The 16284-nt window shown below is 69.8% G+C and carries 17 protein-coding genes; 13 read left to right on the forward strand and 4 right to left on the reverse strand.

The annotated features are described in order from the left end of the window. Nucleotides 1-96: 96 nt before the first annotated feature. Genes D7V88_RS27635 through D7V88_RS27645 form a run of 3 tightly spaced genes read left to right on the forward strand, consistent with a single transcriptional unit; the run spans nucleotide 97 to nucleotide 1472 of the window. A complete protein-coding gene (locus tag D7V88_RS27635) occupies nucleotides 97-612 on the forward strand; it encodes a hypothetical protein (RefSeq protein WP_244238430.1) in 516 nt (171 codons plus the stop codon). Nucleotides 613-620: 8 nt separating this feature from the next. Next, entirely contained in the window at nucleotides 621-845 is a 225-nt protein-coding gene (locus tag D7V88_RS27640; RefSeq protein WP_208726504.1) for a TIGR02450 family Trp-rich protein, read from the forward strand. Nucleotides 846-878: 33 nt separating this feature from the next. Further along, nucleotides 879-1472: an FxsA family protein gene (locus D7V88_RS27645; protein ID WP_120543623.1), complete on the forward strand. Its 594-nt coding sequence runs from the start codon at nucleotides 879-881 to the stop codon at nucleotides 1470-1472. Here the strand turns inward: D7V88_RS27645 and D7V88_RS27650 are convergent. Together D7V88_RS27650 and D7V88_RS27655 are read right to left on the reverse strand one after the other, a co-directional pair. After that, nucleotides 1444-3396 (reverse strand): FecR domain-containing protein, encoded by a 1953-nt coding sequence (locus D7V88_RS27650; RefSeq protein WP_120543624.1) that lies wholly within the window; start codon nucleotides 3394-3396, stop codon nucleotides 1444-1446. The genes D7V88_RS27645 and D7V88_RS27650 overlap by 29 nt on opposite strands. Further along, a complete protein-coding gene (locus D7V88_RS27655; RefSeq protein ID WP_120543625.1) occupies nucleotides 3383-4051 on the reverse strand; it encodes an RNA polymerase sigma factor in 669 nt (222 codons plus the stop codon). The genes D7V88_RS27650 and D7V88_RS27655 overlap by 14 nt, the downstream gene beginning before the upstream one ends. Before the next feature lie 236 nt (nucleotides 4052-4287). Here D7V88_RS27655 and D7V88_RS27660 point away from each other — a divergent pair, with 236 nt between their 5' ends. Continuing rightward, nucleotides 4288-5499: a hypothetical protein gene (locus D7V88_RS27660; RefSeq protein ID WP_120543626.1), complete on the forward strand. Its 1212-nt coding sequence runs from the start codon at nucleotides 4288-4290 to the stop codon at nucleotides 5497-5499. Between the two features lie 20 nt (nucleotides 5500-5519). On the opposite strand, the gene D7V88_RS27665 is transcribed toward D7V88_RS27660, so the two are convergent. Further along, complete coding sequence (locus D7V88_RS27665) at nucleotides 5520-6518, reverse strand: class I SAM-dependent methyltransferase (RefSeq protein WP_208726506.1); 999 nt, start codon at nucleotides 6516-6518, stop codon at nucleotides 5520-5522. An 84-nt stretch (nucleotides 6519-6602) separates the two neighbouring features. Here D7V88_RS27665 and D7V88_RS27670 point away from each other — a divergent pair, with 84 nt between their 5' ends. The 7 genes from D7V88_RS27670 (at nucleotide 6603) to D7V88_RS27700 (ending at nucleotide 12607) form a co-directional block, all read left to right on the forward strand. Further along, entirely contained in the window at nucleotides 6603-7364 is a 762-nt protein-coding gene (locus tag D7V88_RS27670) for a crotonase/enoyl-CoA hydratase family protein (RefSeq protein ID WP_120543628.1), read from the forward strand. 60 nt (nucleotides 7365-7424) lie between these two features. After that, nucleotides 7425-8570: a cystathionine gamma-synthase gene (locus D7V88_RS27675; protein ID WP_120543629.1), complete on the forward strand. Its 1146-nt coding sequence runs from the start codon at nucleotides 7425-7427 to the stop codon at nucleotides 8568-8570. Nucleotides 8571-8748: 178 nt separating this feature from the next. Beyond that, a complete protein-coding gene (locus tag D7V88_RS27680; protein WP_120543630.1) occupies nucleotides 8749-10602 on the forward strand; it encodes a discoidin domain-containing protein in 1854 nt (617 codons plus the stop codon). 87 nt (nucleotides 10603-10689) lie between these two features. Beyond that, entirely contained in the window at nucleotides 10690-11139 is a 450-nt protein-coding gene (locus D7V88_RS27685; protein ID WP_120543631.1) for a MaoC family dehydratase, read from the forward strand. Nucleotides 11140-11205: 66 nt separating this feature from the next. Beyond that, on the forward strand, nucleotides 11206-11664 hold the full coding sequence (locus D7V88_RS27690) for a hypothetical protein (RefSeq protein WP_120543637.1): 459 nt from the start codon (nucleotides 11206-11208) through the stop codon (nucleotides 11662-11664). Nucleotides 11665-11812: 148 nt separating this feature from the next. Continuing rightward, complete coding sequence (locus D7V88_RS27695; protein WP_120543632.1) at nucleotides 11813-12211, forward strand: hypothetical protein; 399 nt, start codon at nucleotides 11813-11815, stop codon at nucleotides 12209-12211. Between the two features lie 3 nt (nucleotides 12212-12214). After that, a complete protein-coding gene (locus D7V88_RS27700; protein WP_120543633.1) occupies nucleotides 12215-12607 on the forward strand; it encodes a hypothetical protein in 393 nt (130 codons plus the stop codon). Nucleotides 12608-12697: 90 nt separating this feature from the next. Here the strand turns inward: D7V88_RS27700 and D7V88_RS27705 are convergent, their stop codons facing one another. Continuing rightward, a complete protein-coding gene (locus D7V88_RS27705) occupies nucleotides 12698-14065 on the reverse strand; it encodes a pyridoxal-phosphate dependent enzyme (protein WP_120543634.1) in 1368 nt (455 codons plus the stop codon). 286 nt (nucleotides 14066-14351) lie between these two features. On the opposite strand from D7V88_RS27705, the gene D7V88_RS27710 reads away from it, so the two are divergent. Together D7V88_RS27710 and D7V88_RS27715 are read left to right on the forward strand one after the other, a co-directional pair. Continuing rightward, complete coding sequence (locus D7V88_RS27710; RefSeq protein ID WP_120543635.1) at nucleotides 14352-15392, forward strand: aminoglycoside phosphotransferase family protein; 1041 nt, start codon at nucleotides 14352-14354, stop codon at nucleotides 15390-15392. Nucleotides 15393-15396: 4 nt separating this feature from the next. Beyond that, nucleotides 15397-16284, forward strand: an 888-nt coding sequence (locus tag D7V88_RS27715; RefSeq protein ID WP_120543636.1) for a nucleotidyltransferase family protein, incomplete at its 3' end; no start/stop codon positions are given.

A 16284-nucleotide genomic window follows, 5' to 3' on the forward strand; every position in this document is an offset into this window, starting at 1 on the left:
CTTCATGGGGGCGTTCTCGGAGGGAAAGGGGGCGGGTACAGCCCCGCGCGGCGTATACTCGTAACCCGCGTGAGATACGAGTTGGTCCTTCAACCGATGGCCCCGGGCGTCCCGTACGACGCGGCGCGGGTGGAAGCCCTCCTGGCGGCGAAGTCGGGGGCCGTCCGCCCGGACGGCGCGCGCGACTGGGCCTTGTCCCAGGGCGACGTGGAGGTGGCGCCACTCCACGACAAGGGCCAGGTCGTGGCCCTGGAGCTGCGCGTGCCCCTGCTGGACCACCCGGACCTCATCCGCGAGGTGCTGGCGGAAGCCGCGGCCCTGGCCCGCAAGGCGAAGGTCCGGCTGTTCGACCCGCAGCTCGGGCAGGCCCTGGCGGCCGCCGACACGGAGCGCGTGGTGGAGCAGTACACGCGCACGGAGCAATACGCGCGCACGGCGCCGCGCATGGAGATCACCCCCGGCCTGGCGGAGGCGATGGACGCGGCGGCCCGCTACGAACCGAAGGGGCCCGGGATGTCGCTGCCCACGAAGCTCATCCTCTTCGGCGTGGGGGGCTTCGCCATCCTCTACTTCGTGATGACGTCCCTGCTCCGACAGCTCAACGGGGAATGAGTCCGCCCGTGGCCCCACCGGTGCGGCTCCAGCGGGAGCGGCTGGTCGGCTCGAAGTGGACGGCGGTCCAGCCCCGGGAGCGGGAGAAGCATTTCGTCGTCCTGCGCTGGGTGGGGGAGGGGGATGACCCGCCCCAGGAACTGGAGCTGGAGGCGCTTCTTACCCTGCGGCTGCACCGGGTCCCCTGGCGGGCGCTCGCGGACCGGGAACACTGGCTGTCTGGCTGGAGATGAGCGCGGAGGCGGTTCTGGCGTTAACGTGCCGACGTGCTCAAGGCCCTCGTCATCGTCTGCATCCTGTTGCCCCTGGCGGAGCTGTACCTGCTGATCACGCTCGGGCATCACATCGGGCTGGGGTCCACGCTCGGGTTGCTCGCTGCTTCCGCGGTGCTGGGAAGCCTCATCGCCCGGAAGCAGGGCGAGCGGGTGTTCCGCAACTGGCGTGAGGCGATGGCCGGCGGCGGAGTGCCCGAGGAGGGCCTGCTCAGCGGCGTGCTGGTGATGGTGGGCGGTGCGCTGCTCATCGCGCCGGGGTTCCTGTCGGACATCATCGGGTTGGCGCTGATGGTGCCTCCGGTGCGTCGCTTCATGACGGCGCGCGTCCGGCGCTCGTTGGAGCAGACCCTGCGCTCGGGCGCCGTGCGGGTGGCGCACTTCGGGGGCATCGGGCCGGTTCCGGATGGGGTGCCGCTCGACCCGAACCGGCCGGCGGGGCCCTTCCAGGATGCCCGGCGCTTCGACACCTCGGAGGTGCCCGCTTCCGTCGAGCCCTCGGAGGGGCCCGCCACCTTCCGCCGCCCCCGGAGCGAGGGCGGCGAGGTGGACGCGGACTTCACCAGCGACGAGGAACCCCGGGGCTGATGGGCGTCCGCGGGGGCGAGCCCGTGTCTCCCGGTGCATTCCACCGGGGCGTGGTGGGCATGGGTTTCGGCACGGGGGCGCTTTCAGGAGTCCCAGGCACGGGCTTGATGGGCAGGCCCAGGGCCGCGCGGGACTCGGGGGCGTAGCGGCCGGTGGGGAACTCGCGCAGGTACTGACGGTATTCGTCCTCGGCGGCCACGGACTGACGCTGCTTCGTGAAGCAGCGACCCCGGAGGGCGCGGGCCTCCTCGCGGTGGTTCGAGCGGGGGCTGGCTTCGGCGATTTCTCCCAGGCCCACGAGGAAGCGTCCGCACGTCGAACGATGGGACTGCACCCGGGCGTACCCTAGGAAGCGCTCGTCGGAGTCATCCGACAGCAGACCGCCCGGGATGAGCATGCCCAGCGTCTTGCGCCGACGCGGTGGCGTTGGAGGCACCGGGGCGATGGAGGGCGCCTGCACCGACCCCGGCGTCAGCAGGGGCGCGGCGGACGCGAGCGAGTCACCCGTGGAACCGGGGTAGGGCACGAAGCCGTCGTCAGAGGCGGCGGGCGCCGTGGCCACGCCTGGAGGCGGGGTTTCGGATCCGGCCGCCGGGGGCTCCAAGGGATTGGCGGCGGTGGCAACGGACTGGCGTGACGCGGGGTCGTCCACCAGCGCGGGAACTTCGGAGTCCGGGTCGGGATTGGAGCCAGGCGTCTCCAAGGGATTGGCGGCGGTGGCAATGGACTGGCGCGGCGTGGAGTCCGTGGCGGCGACCGCTGTGTCTGGCTTCACCTCCGGCGCGGGGGAGGGCGGCGAGGCCACGCCGGTCCGCATGGGTTCCCTGTTCGACGCAGTGACACTCGCGACGGTCGGTCGCGGCTCGGCGGCCCGCAGGTCCCGGAAGGCCTGCCGGTCCCCAGCGGAGAGAGCGCGAGGCTTCAGCACGCCTCCTGTCTGGGCAAGCTCCACGCGTTCACCCGCGTCCACGAAGCGCGGAGGTTGTCCCTCCGCATCCACGCGCACGCGGCCTTCGAGCACCGCGACCGCGGCGCCACCCGGGGTGCGCTCCACGGAGAAGACCGTTCCGACGACGGTGACGCGCAGGCCCGCGGACTCCACGAGGAAGGCTTCCCGCTGGGCGTGAGAGGCCGTCACGGAGAGCCGCCCCTGCTGGACGGTGAGGTGCACGGCGTTCGTCTCCGCGCGAGCGAACACCACGTCCGAACCGGCCGACAGCCGCACGCGGCTCTCGTCCGGAAGCCGCAGCACGGCGGAGGCCTTCGGAGGCGTGCGGACCGCCATGCCCGAGCGCAACCGCATGCCCGAGGCCAGCGCATGCTCCGACCCGGTGACCTCACGCACGAGCGCGCCAGTCACCCGCTCCACCTCGGTGGTGGAGGCCGCGTTGGCGCGTACGGCGATGGCGTCAGGAGTCTTCTGGGGCTCTCCCGTCGAAGGTGTGGTCCCCGGTCCGGTCGCCACGACCGACGGAGCCTCCCGTGCATCCCCAGACGGATGCGCGGGAGCAGGTCCGGGCGAGCCCACCGTCGGAGACTCCCCATCGCGCGGAGCCGTCACCGCGAGGGTGGGCGTCCCCACGTCCGCGTTCCTCCGAGCGAACAGCGCACCGCCCAGCCACAGCACGAGAACGACGGCGCAGGCCCCCGCGAGCGTCAGCGCCCAGGGCGACAGGAACCGGCGCTCGGGCACGGCCATCCGCTTCGCCGCCGCGGCCTTCAGCCTGGCCCCCGTCTCCTCCCACCGCACGGCGGGTGCCACCTCGCGAGCGGTGTGCAAGAGCGCCCGGGCCTCCACCACCCGCTTCAATTCCGCCGCGCAGGCCTCGCAGGCCGCCACGTGTGCCTCCACGCGGGCCTTCGCTCCGGCCTCCAGTTCGTCCGCGGCCAGCGCCCACAGGGCCTGGGTCTCATGGCCGGCCATGGGGGCCTCCCATCGGACGGGCGACGACCAGACGCTGCATGGCTTCGGTGAACTCCACTCTGGCGTGGTGCAGGCGGCTGCGCACGGTGTTGACGGAGCTTCCCACGGCCAGGGCGATCTCGTCCGGACTCATGCCGCACAGCTCGTGGTAGACGAAGACGATCCGCTTCTTGGGCTTGAGCTTCTCCAGCGCCGCCTCCACCAGCCGGGCCGCCTGACGGCGCTCCGCGGCGCGCTCCGGGTCCTCCCCCGGGGCCACCACCTCCGGCGGCTCCGCGAACGAATCCTCCGGCCGCCTCCGTTTCCAGCGCAGGTGGCTCAGCGCCACGTTGGAGCACACCCGGTAGAGGAACGTGCGGAAGCGCGACTCGCCCCGGAAGCCCTTCACCGCCGTGAGCAGCCGCAGGTACGTCTCTTGAAGCAGGTCCTCCACCTCCACGCGGTTGCCCACCAGGTGGCGCAGCGTGCGCGCCGCGTCCTCGCGCGTGGCCTCATAGAGCTGTTCGAAGGCGGAGAGCTCCCCGGCCTGGACGCGGCGCACCAGGAGGAGCAGGTGGGCTTCGTCCGCGGACTGCTGCGCGCGCGCGGCTGCCTCGCCCGACCCGGCTTCGGGTGGGTTCGCGGCCGCCCATGAGCGCGCTCCACGGATGAACACCGCCGCTTCTCCTTCAAGGTGACGCAGGACGCGCCCCCCATCGAGGAACGCCCTCCAGTCTGTGTCGGTGGTCCAGACGAGCACACTGCCTCCGTGCCCCTGGGTCTCCGGAGAGACGAAAAAAGATCAAAATAATTTGATCGATTCGGCCCCCTCTTGCGTCGAAGCCTCACGAAATCGGATGACCCCCCCGGCGGCCGGTCCGGACCCATCCTATTCCTTTGGAGCCCCCACTCATGAGGAACACCTCGCTTCGCGGCACGATGTTCGTGCCGTTCCTTGCGCTGTTAGGCCTGTTGTCGGGTTGCATCCTCGATACGCGTGGCGACAACTGGCCCGACGACGACTACGACTACGACACCAGTTGCGTGAGCGCGTCCGACTGTGGCTCCGACCAGTACTGTCGGGCCGGCAGTTGCTGGGACCTCTCCTCGGACGCCAACACCTGTGTGTACTCCAGCGAGTGTCCCGGCACGCAGATGTGCATCAACGGCTGGTGCGCCCAGTCGTGCTACCGCGACTCGGACTGCGGCTCCTCCGGCCGCTGCCAGGACAACTTCTGCACCCCCAAGCCCGGCGGCGGCTCGTCGGACGCGGGCACCAAGCCGGATGGCGGCACGAAGCCGGACGCGGGCACCAAGCCGGACGGTGGCGCGTCGGACGCGGGCACCAAGCCGGACGGCGGCACCAAGCCGGACGCGGGCACCACGGACGGCGGCTCCGGCCCGGCCTGCCGGGTCAATACGGACTGCGGCGCGGACCGCTACTGCATCAACAGCGTCTGCAAGGCCGGGTGTGACACGGATGCCAAGTGCGGCCCCAACGGCGTGTGCATCCAGGGCCTGTGCGAGCCCCGCCAGCAGGACCCGAACGCCTGCACCACGCAGGCCCAGTGCCCGGCCAACAACGACTGCGTGAACGGCCAGTGCCGCTCGCCCTGCACCTCCACCACGGAGTGCTCGGCGGACACGAAGTGCGAGATTGGCTACTGCCTGCCCATCCCCTCCGGTGGCGCGTGCAAGGCCAACTGCGAGTGCCCCGCCGGCCAGGTCTGCACCAGCGGCCAGTGCAAGTCGCCGCAGCCGGACCCGGGCCAGTCGTGCCAGGCCAACTGCGACTGCCCCTCGGGCCAGGTGTGCACCAGCGGCAAGTGCAAGGCGCCCACGCCGGACCCCGGCACGGGCAGCGGCATGTCCTGCACGGTGAACTGCGAGTGCCCGTCCGGTGAGGTCTGCACCAGCGGCAAGTGCAAGCTGCCCCCGACGCAGCCGTCGCAGGACGCCGGCACGTCCGGCTCCGTGTGCCGGGCCAACTGCGAGTGCCCCGCGGGCCAGGCCTGCACCAGCGGTCAGTGCAAGCCCGTGAACAACGGCTCCGGCAATGCCTGCCAGGCCAACTGCGAGTGCCCGTCCGGCGAGCGCTGCCAGGACAACGTCTGCTGGCTGTAGTCGCCAGCGGGTGACGGCTTTCAGCGCGAGGGGGCCACCATGCGCCAGCAGCGGTGGATCTCCTTGCGGTGGAAGTCCTCGGGGATGGAGCGGGGGGTGAGTTCCTCCACCTGCTCCAGGCCCCGGGTCGCGGAGTCCTTCAGTTCGAAGCCCAGGTAGTTGGTGGAGAAGTACAGGACACCTCCGGGCGACAAGAGCGCCTGGAGGTGTTCGAGCATCCGCACGTGGTCGCGCTGCACGTCGAAGTTCCCCGACATCTTCTTCGACGTGGAGAACGACGGCGGGTCGCAGACGATGAGGTCGTACCGGTCCTCACCGTGCCGGGCCTGGTCCTCCAGCCACGCCTTCGCGTCCGCGCGGATGAGCACGTGGCGCGGATCCGCCAGCGTGTTGAGGACCAGGTTGTCCTCCGCCCAGTCCAGGTACGTGTTGGACAAATCCACGCTCACGCTGCCCGCCGCGCCGCCCGCCGCCGCGTACACCGTGAACGCGCCCGTGTACGCGAAGAGGTTGAGGAACTGCTTGCCCTTGGCCTCCGTGCGCACGCGCGCGCGGGTGTTGCGGTGGTCCATGAACAGGCCGGTGTCCAGGTAGTCGCCCAGGTTCACCCAGAACTTCAGGCCCTGCTCCTCCACCACCAACCGCTCGCTGCCCTGGCCCACGCGGCCGTACTGCGAGCGGCCCCAGGGCTGGGGCGTGTGCGTCTTCACGGACGTTTTCTCCACGGGCACGCCCAGCACGGCGGTGACGGCGGCGAGCACCTCCGCGCGTTCGGAGTCCGTGCTGGCGCCCTTCGCGTGGGCCTTGCGGCGCGGGTACTCCACGACGTGCGCGTGGTCGCCGTAGAGGTCCACCGCGTAGGAGTACTCCGGGATGTCCCGGTCATAGACGCGGAAGGCGGTGAGCCCCTGCGCGCGGGCCCACTTGCGCAGGCGCTTCGCGTTCTTGCGCAGGCGGTTCTCGAACATGCTGGTGCCCGCCGCCGCGCCCTCTGTGTCCTGCTTGCCTTCGTCCGCCATGCCCCGTCGGTCCTTCCTGTTTCGCACCCGCGCGCCGCCCCTCATATTGCAGGCCGGACGCGGGGCGGGGGAAAACCCGGGGCCATGAGCGTGCGCGTCGAGAAGAACGGCCCCGTCACCACCGTCATCCTCCACCGCCCGGAGGTGCGCAACGCGGTGGACCGCGACACGGCGGCCGAACTGGCGGACGCCTTCCGGGCCTTCGACGCGGATCCCGATTCGCGCGTGGGCGTGCTCTTCGGCGACGAGGGCACGTTCTGCTCGGGCGCGGACCTGAAGGCCGTGGCCGAAGGGCGCCTGTCACGCCTGGAGCCGGAAGGGGATGGGCCCATGGGCCCGTCGCGCATGCTGCTGTCCAAGCCCGTGGTGGCGGCCATCGCCGGGCACGCGGTGGCGGGGGGCCTGGAACTGGCCCTGTGGTGCGACCTGCGCGTGGCGGAGGAGGACGCGGTGCTGGGCGTCTTCTGCCGCCGCTGGGGCGTGCCGCTCATCGATGGAGGCACCGTGCGCCTGCCCCGGCTGATTGGCCTGTCGCGAGCCCTGGACCTCATCCTCACCGGCCGCCCCGTGCCCGCCGCCGAAGCGCTGGGCATGGGGCTCGTCAACCGCGTGGTGTCGAAGGGTGAGGCCCGGACGGCGGCGGAGGCCCTGGCGCACCAGGTGGCCGCGTTCCCCCAGGCGTGCATGAAGGCGGACCGCCTTTCCGCCTACACGCAGGCCGGGCTGGGCCTGGAAGACGCATTGCGCCAGGAGTTCCAGGAGGGGGTGAAGGTGCTCCAATCGGAGTCCATCGCCGGGGCCACGCGCTTCGCCGGGGGAGCGGGCCGGCACGGCCGGTTCGAGTAGGCACCGGAAGGCACCCCGGGGGCGCTGCGCGGCACGTGGGACTGTGTTAGTTCGCGGGCCATGCGCTTCGACACGCTCGCCATCCATGCCGGCCAGGAGCCGGACCCCACCACGGGCGCCATCATGACGCCCGTCTACCTGACCTCCACCTACGTCCAGGACGGGCCGGGAGAGCACAAGGGCTACGAGTACAGCCGCACGCAGAACCCCACGCGCAAGGCCCTGCAGGACTGCCTGGCCGCGCTGGAAGGCGCGAAGTACGGCGCCGCGTTCGCGTCCGGCCTCGCTGGCACCGACATGCTGATGCACATGCTGGAGGTCGGTGACCACGTCATCGTCTCCGACGACGTGTACGGCGGCACCTTCCGGCTCTTCGACAAGGTGTGGAAGCGCGCGGGCATCACGTACTCCTTCGTGGACCTCTCCAAGCCGGAGAACTTCGAAGCGGCCATCACCCCCAAGACGAAGATGGTCTGGGTGGAGACGCCGACCAACCCGATGCTCAAGCTCATCGACCTGGGCCGCATCGCGGAGATCGCCAAGAAGCGCGGCATCCTGTCCGTCGCGGACAACACGTTCATGACGCCGTACTTCCAGAAGCCGCTGGCGCTGGGCTTCGACGTCGTCGCGCACTCCACGACGAAGTACCTCAACGGCCACAGCGACGTGGTGGGCGGCTTCGTCTGCACCAGCCGCGATGACGTCGCGGAGCGGATGTACTTCCTGCAGAACGCGGTGGGCGGCGTGTCCGGCGCCTTCGACAGCTTCCTCGTGCTGCGCGGCGTGAAGACGCTGCACGTGCGCATGGACCGCCACGCGCACAACGCGATGAAGGTCGCCCAGTACCTGGCCACGCACAAGCAGGTGAAGAAGGTCACCTACCCGGGCCTGGAGACGCACCCGCAGCACGCCCTGGCGCGCCAGCAGATGACCGGCTTCGGCGGCATGCTGACGTTCGACATCCACGGCGGCCTGGAGGCGGCGCGCACCTTCCTCAAGACGGTGAAGGTCTTCGCCTGCGCCGAGTCCCTGGGCGGCGTCGAGTCCCTCATCGAGCACCCCGCCATCATGACCCACGCCTCCGTCCCCCAGGAGACGCGCGAGAAGCTGGGCATCACCGACGGCTTCATCCGCCTGTCCGTGGGCATCGAGGACTCGCAGGACCTCATCGACGACCTCGCGCAGGCGCTCGACCGGGTGAAGTAGTCCCGCACTCCAAGGCCTCCTGAACGCAGGGCCTTCACGCTCCCCCACACCGGGCGCGTGGAGGCCCTTCGTCGTTTCCGGACCCGGAGCGCGGCCTACGCCTGCCTCCTCTCCAGGCTTGCCCGGATGCCCTCCAGGGCAGGAGGAATGTCGGTTGGAGCACAACGTTTTCGCCGCGATGCGCAAACGACTGCTTGTCTCCACCGGCCTCCTGGGCGCGTGGCTCGCGACTGGCTGCGAGTCCCCGCCTGTTCCCACTGACTCCGATGAACCTCCCGCCGCGCTCCCCGCGCCGGCGGCCCAAGACGACGAAGAAGCGTCCCTCTCCGCGTCCAACTGCAACCAGCTCACCCCGAAGGCCGTGACGGCCAGTGGGGATGACGGCAACGTCGCCGCGAACACGCAGGACGACAACCTGGGCACGCGCTGGAGCGCGCAGGGGCAGGGCGTCTGGCTCCAGATGGACCTGGGCTCCGTGCAGTCCCTCACCGGCACCACCATCGCGTGGCACCGGGGCAACGAGCGCCAGAACCACTTCGTCCTCGCCACCTCCACGGACGGCGCCACCTTCACGCAGGCGTACGCGGGCGACAGCGCCCTCAACGCCTCCGCGCAGACGACGTCCTTCTCCGCTCGCAACGCGCGCTACGTGCGCATCACCGTCAACGGCAACACGGTGAACGACTGGAACTCCATCGCGGAGACCCGGGCGTGCGCGGCGGCCGCGCCTCCCGCGCCTCCGTCCTCGTCCGACTCCGGCCCCGTGCTGCCCCGGCTGCCCTATCTCCAGAGCGTGAAGCAGACCTCCGCCATCGTGGCCTTCCGCACGGCGAGCAGTTGCACGCCCACGGTGCGCTACGGCGAAGGCACCAGCCTGACGAACACGGTCAGCGCGGGCGTGGCTGGCACGCGCCACGCGGTGAAGCTGTCGGACCTGACCGCGGGCCGCACCTACGGCTACGTCGTGTCCGCGTGTGGCAGCACCACGGGCCTGCGCGGGTTCCAGACGTCCACCCCCTCCAGCGCCACGAAGGTCCACTTCACCGCGATGGGTGACTTCGGCACGGGCGGCAGCTTCCAGAAGAAGGTGATGGCGGTGATGTCCACGCCCGCGTGGCGTTCGGAGTTGCTGCTGGCGCTGGGCGACAACGCGTATCCGGACGGCACCGACGCGGAGTTCCAGGCGCACCTCTTCACGCCCATGGCCTCGCTCTTGCGCGAGGTGCCCATGTTCGCCACGCCCGGCAACCACGAGTACGTGACGAACCAGGCGCAGCCCTACCTGGACAACCTCTACCTGCCGGCCAACAACCCGGCGGGCACGGAGCGCTACTACTCCTTCGACTGGGGCCCGGTGCACTTCATCTCGCTGGACTCCAACTGCGCGGTGGGGCTCGCGTCCGCGGACCGGTGCACGCTCGCGGCGCAGAAGGCGTGGGCGGAGAGCGACCTGGCCGCGAACACGCGCCCGTGGACGGTGGCCTTCTTCCACCACCCGTCCTGGTCCAGCGGTGAGCACGGCTCGCAGCTCACCATGCGCCGCCAGTTCGGCCCCCTGTTCGAGAAGTACGGCGTGGACTTGGTGCTCACCGGGCACGACCACGACTACGAGCGCAGCAAGCCGATGTACGGCGACAACGTGGCGTCGGGAAGCCAGCGCGGCATCCCGTACCTCGTGGTGGGCAGTGGCGGCGCGACGCTGCGTCCCTTCGCCACCAGCCAGCCCGCGTGGACGGCGCTGCGCGACAACCAGGCCTATGGCTTCCTGGACGTGACGGTGGATGGCGGCACGCTGACGGCGCGGCTCATCACCTCCAGCAACACCGTGCGCGACACGCTCACCCTGAAGAAGACCCTGGCGAAGAGCGCGGCCCGGGTGGCGAGCAGCGCGGACGAGGCCGCGGCGGAGGAGGCCCACGACACGCCTCCGGGACCGACGGATGACCGCGCGGAACCTCGCGTCCTCCGGCCAGTGCAGCCCGCGGACACCCTGGAGTCCGTGGCGGATCCCGAAGAGCCGCTTCCGCAGTAGCCGAAGGGGCCCGCCGGAAGGTAGGGAAGGGCGGACACCGTTCCACCCCTTCCACCGCCGGCGGGCCGGCACCTTCCGAGGGACACCATGCGCTACTTCGACGACTTCCCCATCGGTGAGATCGTGGAGCTGGGGCCGTATGTGGTGACGCGCGAGGAGATCCTCGCGTTCGCGCACCAGTTCGACCCCCAGCCCTTCCACGTCGACGAGGACGCCGCGCGCCAGAGCATCTTCGGCGGCATCATCGCCAGCGGCTGGCACACCGCCTCCATCTGCCACAAGCTGCTCGTGAGGGATCTGCTGAGCACGTCCGCCAGCATGGGCTCCCCGGGCCTGGATGAGCTGCGCTGGAAGAAGCCGGTGCGCCCGGGCGACTCGCTCAAGGTGCGCGTGGAGACGCTGGAGGCCCGTCCCTCCGCGAGCAAGCCGGACCGGGGCGCCATCAAGTTCCGCTTCGAGGTCGTCAACCAGCAGGGCGACGTGGTGATGACGGAGATCGCCAACGCCCTGTTCGCGCGCAAGCCCGCGGCCCCCTGACGAAAACCGGGACACTTTGAGTTCCAGGGGCAACCTGGGCTAGCAATGGCCCTCAAGGAGATGCCCATGTCCGACAAGAACGAAGTGGTTCCCCCTCCGGCGCCGAGCCGGCTGAAGCGTCCGGTGGAGGTGGTGCGCGCGGAGCTGCTGGCCGACGCGGACGTGAAGCAGCAGGCGGAGATGCTCAAGCTCCCCGTGGAGGCGTACGTGGAGAAGATCCTCGACTACGCCATCCACCCGGACAAGCCGCCCCAGCTCCAGATCGTCCCCGACGAGGAGCTCAAGGCGCGCGACCCGAAGATCGCCACGGTGGCGGAGATCGAAACCCACCTGCAGAAGATCATCGACGGGGAGATCGTCATCAGCCCCGCCCAGCAGCGCGACGGCTTCAGCAGCGACAAGAGCCATGATCAGCGCTACAGCGCCGCGCTCGGCACGGCGCCCAAGCCCGGCGAGCCCGTGGCCCCCAAGCCCGGCACCCCTGCGGATCCGGCCGTCACCAAGAAGGGCCCCATCCGGGGCTGAGGGCCGCAACCTCGCGGAACTGCTGGGCTTTTCCCGGAAGAATCCTGATTATTCCAGGACCGGAAACTAATCGCCCCTCGGGCCGACAATCCTTCAACGTTTCACTTCGAGGGCCGCCTGACGGTCCTCCCCGAAAAGGATCACGACCATGGGCGGCATCGGCAAGGCACTCGGCAAGGTGATGGACATCGTCAAGCCGTTCGTGACGATGGTGAACCCGCTGCTCGGCGCGGCGATGGGCTTCGCCAGCGGCCTGATGCAGGGCAAGAACCCCATCCAGGCGCTGCTGGGTGCGGCCACCGACCTCATCCCGGGCGGAGGCGTGTTCAAGAACGTACTCACATCCGTAGCCAACTCCGGCATCATGGATGGCGCGGGTGGCAACAGCCTGCTGTCCGGCGCGCTGAACCTGGCGTCCGGCAAGAGCAAGGTCACGGACGTCATCGGCGACCTGTTCAAGTCGAACAAGAAGAACCCGCTCACGGACATCGGCATGAGCAACACGGCGGAGCTCGCCGCGCAGCGCATGTCCACGTTCCTCGCCTAGTCCATGAAGCCCGTCCCCTTCGACCCCAAGCTGCACCATGGGTTGCTCGAACTGTGGCGCAAGCCATGGGACGAGACCATGACCCCGGACGCCCTTCCTCAGACGGGCTTCGTGGTCCCGGACAAGGCCGCGGGCTTCCTGTACCGGACGGACAGCTCGGTGGCGCTGATCGAAGGGATCATCGCCGCCCCCGGGCTGAGCAAGGAAGTTCGCAACGAGGCCGTCAACGCCATCGTCGCCGCGATTCGCGACGAGGCCCGGCGGCTGGGCTTCAAGTTGCTGCTGGGCTACTCGCAGTTGGACGCCATCATGGAGCGCGCCAAGCGCTTCGGCTTCATCCACGTGGGCCCGGGCTTCCACATGGTGGCCCTGGACCTGACGAAGCCGGATCCCTGAAACGCCGCTGAAGCGCTGGATGCACGAAGGGCCCGAAGGGAGGTTTCTCCTCCTTCCGGGCCCTCGGTGTTTCCAGCGCCTGCGTGCCGCTTAGGCGGCGGTACGGTGCAGGTGGTCGATGAGGTCGATCTTCGTGACGATGGCGATGACCTTCTCGCCGTCCTTCACCACGGCCACGTTGTCGCGCGCGAAGATTTCACGCAGCCGGTCGATGCTGGCCTCGGCGGCCACCGCGCCCTGGAGCGGGGCGATGATGGGGTCGATGGCGTCCTGGAACTTCACCTTGTTGGCGACCAGGGCGTTGAGCAGGTCGTACTCGTGCACCATGCCCACGGCGCGCCCGTCGTCGGACACCACCGGCATCTGGCTGATGCCGTGGCTGCGCATCGTCTCCACCACGCGGTCCACGCGGTCCCCGCGCTTGGCCGTCTTCAGCTCGCGCGGCTTCGCGCCGATGATGTCGCGCACGGTGCCGGCGCCCTTCTCCTGCATGAAGCCGTTGTCGCGCATCCACTCGTCGGAGTGGAACTTGGAGATGTAGCTGCTGCCGGAGTCGGGCAGGACGACCACGATGGTCTTGCCCTTGCCAATCTCCTTCGCCAGCTCCACCGCCACGTGCACCGCGGCGCCGGAGGAGCCACCCGCGAAGATGCCCTCCTCGCGCGCGAGCCGGCGGGCCGCGTTGAAGCACTGGCGGTCATCCACCTGGCGCACGTCGTCCACGACGGAGAAGTCCATCGCGCCGCAGAGCATGTCCTCGCCGATGCCTTCCACCTTGTAGACGTGCGGCTCGGTGAGCTTGCCCGTCTTGAAGTAGCCCTCGTAGACGGAGCCCTCCGGATCCACGCCCACGTTCTTCAGGCCGGGGATCTTCTCCTTCAGGAACTTGCCGGCGCCGCTCATCGTGCCGCCGGTGCCCAGGCCCGACACGAAGTAGTCGAACTTGCCCTCGGTCTGCTCGAAGATCTCCGGACCCGTGGTGGCGTAGTGCGCCGCGATGTTGTCCGGGTTGTGGTACTGGTTCAGCATGAACGCGCCGGGGGTCTCCTTGGCCAGCCGCTTGGACGTCTCGTAGTAGCTGCGAGGGTCCTCCGCGGGCACGTTCGTCGGCGTGACGACGACCTGGGCGCCCATGGCCTTCAGGCGGTTGATCTTCTCCAGGGACATCTTGTCCGGCATGGTGAAGATGCACTTGTAGCCCTTCACCGCCGCCGCCAGCGCCACGCCCATGCCGGTGTTGCCGGACGTGTTCTCCACGATGGTGCCGCCGGGCTTGAGCGTGCCGTCCCGTTCGGCCTTTTCGATGATGTAGAGCGCCATGCGGTCCTTGATGGACGCGCCGGGGTTCATGAACTCGCACTTCACGAGCACGGTGGCGTCGTTCGGACCGACCAGCTTGTTGAGCTTCACCAGCGGCGTGTGGCCAATGGCGGTGAGGATGTTCTCTTGGATGTCCATCGTGCGTGGCTTCCCGAAAAGGGGGGTATCGGGGCCTTATACGTGCTCCGCCCCGTCAGGGGGAACATGCCCGGAGGCCCCAGGCTTCCTGACGCGGGAGGACGGAAAGCGTTGCGCTCTCCCGGCCCGGCCCAGGCAGGGCCCCCCGGGGCAGGAGTCCCCTCGTCGCTTAGGCGACAGGCCGGACGGTCGCCGGGCCAGCGGCCCACGCGGGCTTTGACCCGCCGCGCCGTGCCTCCGATACTCGCGGGCGATTTTCCTTCCCCCTCTGGAGCACCCGTCCGCCATGGAACTTGAGGCCGCCCTTCGCGACCAGGTGGGACAGGCCATTGGCCGTCCCGTTCCCGACGCACCCATCACGAAGCTCAAGGGCGAGGCGAGCAGTCGCTCCTACTACCGCGTCGGCGCGCCCCCGGAGAGCTGGGTGGCCATGGTGATGCCGCCGGACGCGACGAAGAAGAGCGACGAGGCCACCAAGGGCGAGCCCCCGAAGGAGCTGCCCTTCGTCAACGTCCACCGCTACCTCACCGGGCTGGGCGTGCGCGTGCCGCGCATCCACCGCTACGACGAGCCCGCCGGCATCATGATCCTGGAGGACCTGAGCGACATCACCTTCGAGTCCGCGCTGGAGGGGGGCCGTCACAATCAGGCGCTCTACACGCGCGCGGTGGAGTTGCTGGCGCGCCTGCGCGTGCAGGCGGAGAAGAAGCAGGATCCGGAGTGCCTGGCCTTCACGCGCGCCTTCGATGAAGACCTGTACGACTGGGAGCTGCACCACTTCCGCGAGTGGGGCCTGGAGGCCTGGAGCGGCCAGAAGCCCACGGACGCGGAGCGCGCCGAACTGGACGCCACGTTCAAGGACATCGCGAAGCAACTGGCGGCCGCGCCGAAGGGCTTCACGCACCGCGACTACCAGAGCCGCAACATCATGGTGAAGGAGGGCGAGCTCATCGTCATCGACTTCCAGGACGCGCTCCAGGGCCCCCGTCAGTACGACCTGGTGGCGCTGCTGCGCGACAGCTACGTGGAGCTGGACCGCGCGTTCGTGGACACGATGTTGGATGTCTACATCGCCACGTTCGAGCAGGAGAGCGGGGAGAAGATCGACGCGAAGGCCTTCAAGGCCTTCTTCGACCTGCTCACCATCCAGCGCAAGCTGAAGGACGCGGGCCGCTTCGAGTTCATCCACCGCGTGAAGGGCAACCCGGGCTTCCTGGTGTCCATCCCCGCGTCGCTGCGCTACGTGAAGGACGCCTTCGCGCTCCGGCCGGAGCTGTCGAAGCTCCAGACGCTGATCGCGAAGTACGTGCCCGAGCTGGCGGCCTGAGCCCATGAAGGCCATGGTCCTCTGCGCGGGCCTGGGCACGCGCCTGCGCCCGCTCACCGAGCGGTGGCCCAAGCCGGCCATGCCATTCCTCGGCCAGCCGCTGTTCCGCTACCACCTGGCGGTGCTGAAGGCCGCGGGCGTGACGGCGGTGGGCATCAACACGCACCACCTGCCGGACACGATGGCGAAGGTGGCCCGCGCGGAGTGCGAACGCGCGGGGCTGTCCCTGCACGTCGTGCACGAGCCCGTCATCCAGGGCACCGGTGGAGGCATCCGCGGCCTGCGCGACTTCCTGGCCGGAGACGACTTCGTCGTGTTCAACGGGGACATCCTCTTCCCGGTGGACTTGAGGCCCGTGGTCGCGGCGCACCGGGAGTCCGGCGCGGTGGCGACGATGGTGCTCCTGCCCATGCCGGAAGGGGAGACGTACGCCGCGGTGGAGGCGGACGCGGGCATGCAGGTGAAGCGCATCGCGGGGTACGGGCCGGGCGGTGACGGGCTCAAGCCCTGGCACTTCACGGGCGTGCACGTGATGTCCCCCAGCGTGTTCGACTTCATGACGGCCGAAGGCCCCGAGGACATCAACCGCGAGGTCTACGTGCGGGTGATGCAGGCGGGGCTCAAGGTGCGCGGGCACGCGGTGGATGCGTACTGGTCCGACCTGGGCATGCCGTCGCGCTACCTGGCCACCGTGCGGGATGTGCTGGAGGGGCGTGTGCCGCTGGAGGCGCTGGGGACGGACTCTCCGCTCGCGGGGCTGAAGGCGGATGCCGCCGGGGCGTGGGTGCATCCGGAGGCCCGCGTCGCGGGGACGGTGCGCGGGCCCGCGTATGTGGGCACGGGGGCCGTCGTGGACGCGGGGGCCACCGTGGGCCCGGGCGTGTCCGTGGGG

Source organism: Corallococcus terminator, from assembly GCF_003611635.1.
Taxonomy (GTDB): domain Bacteria; phylum Myxococcota; class Myxococcia; order Myxococcales; family Myxococcaceae; genus Corallococcus; species Corallococcus terminator.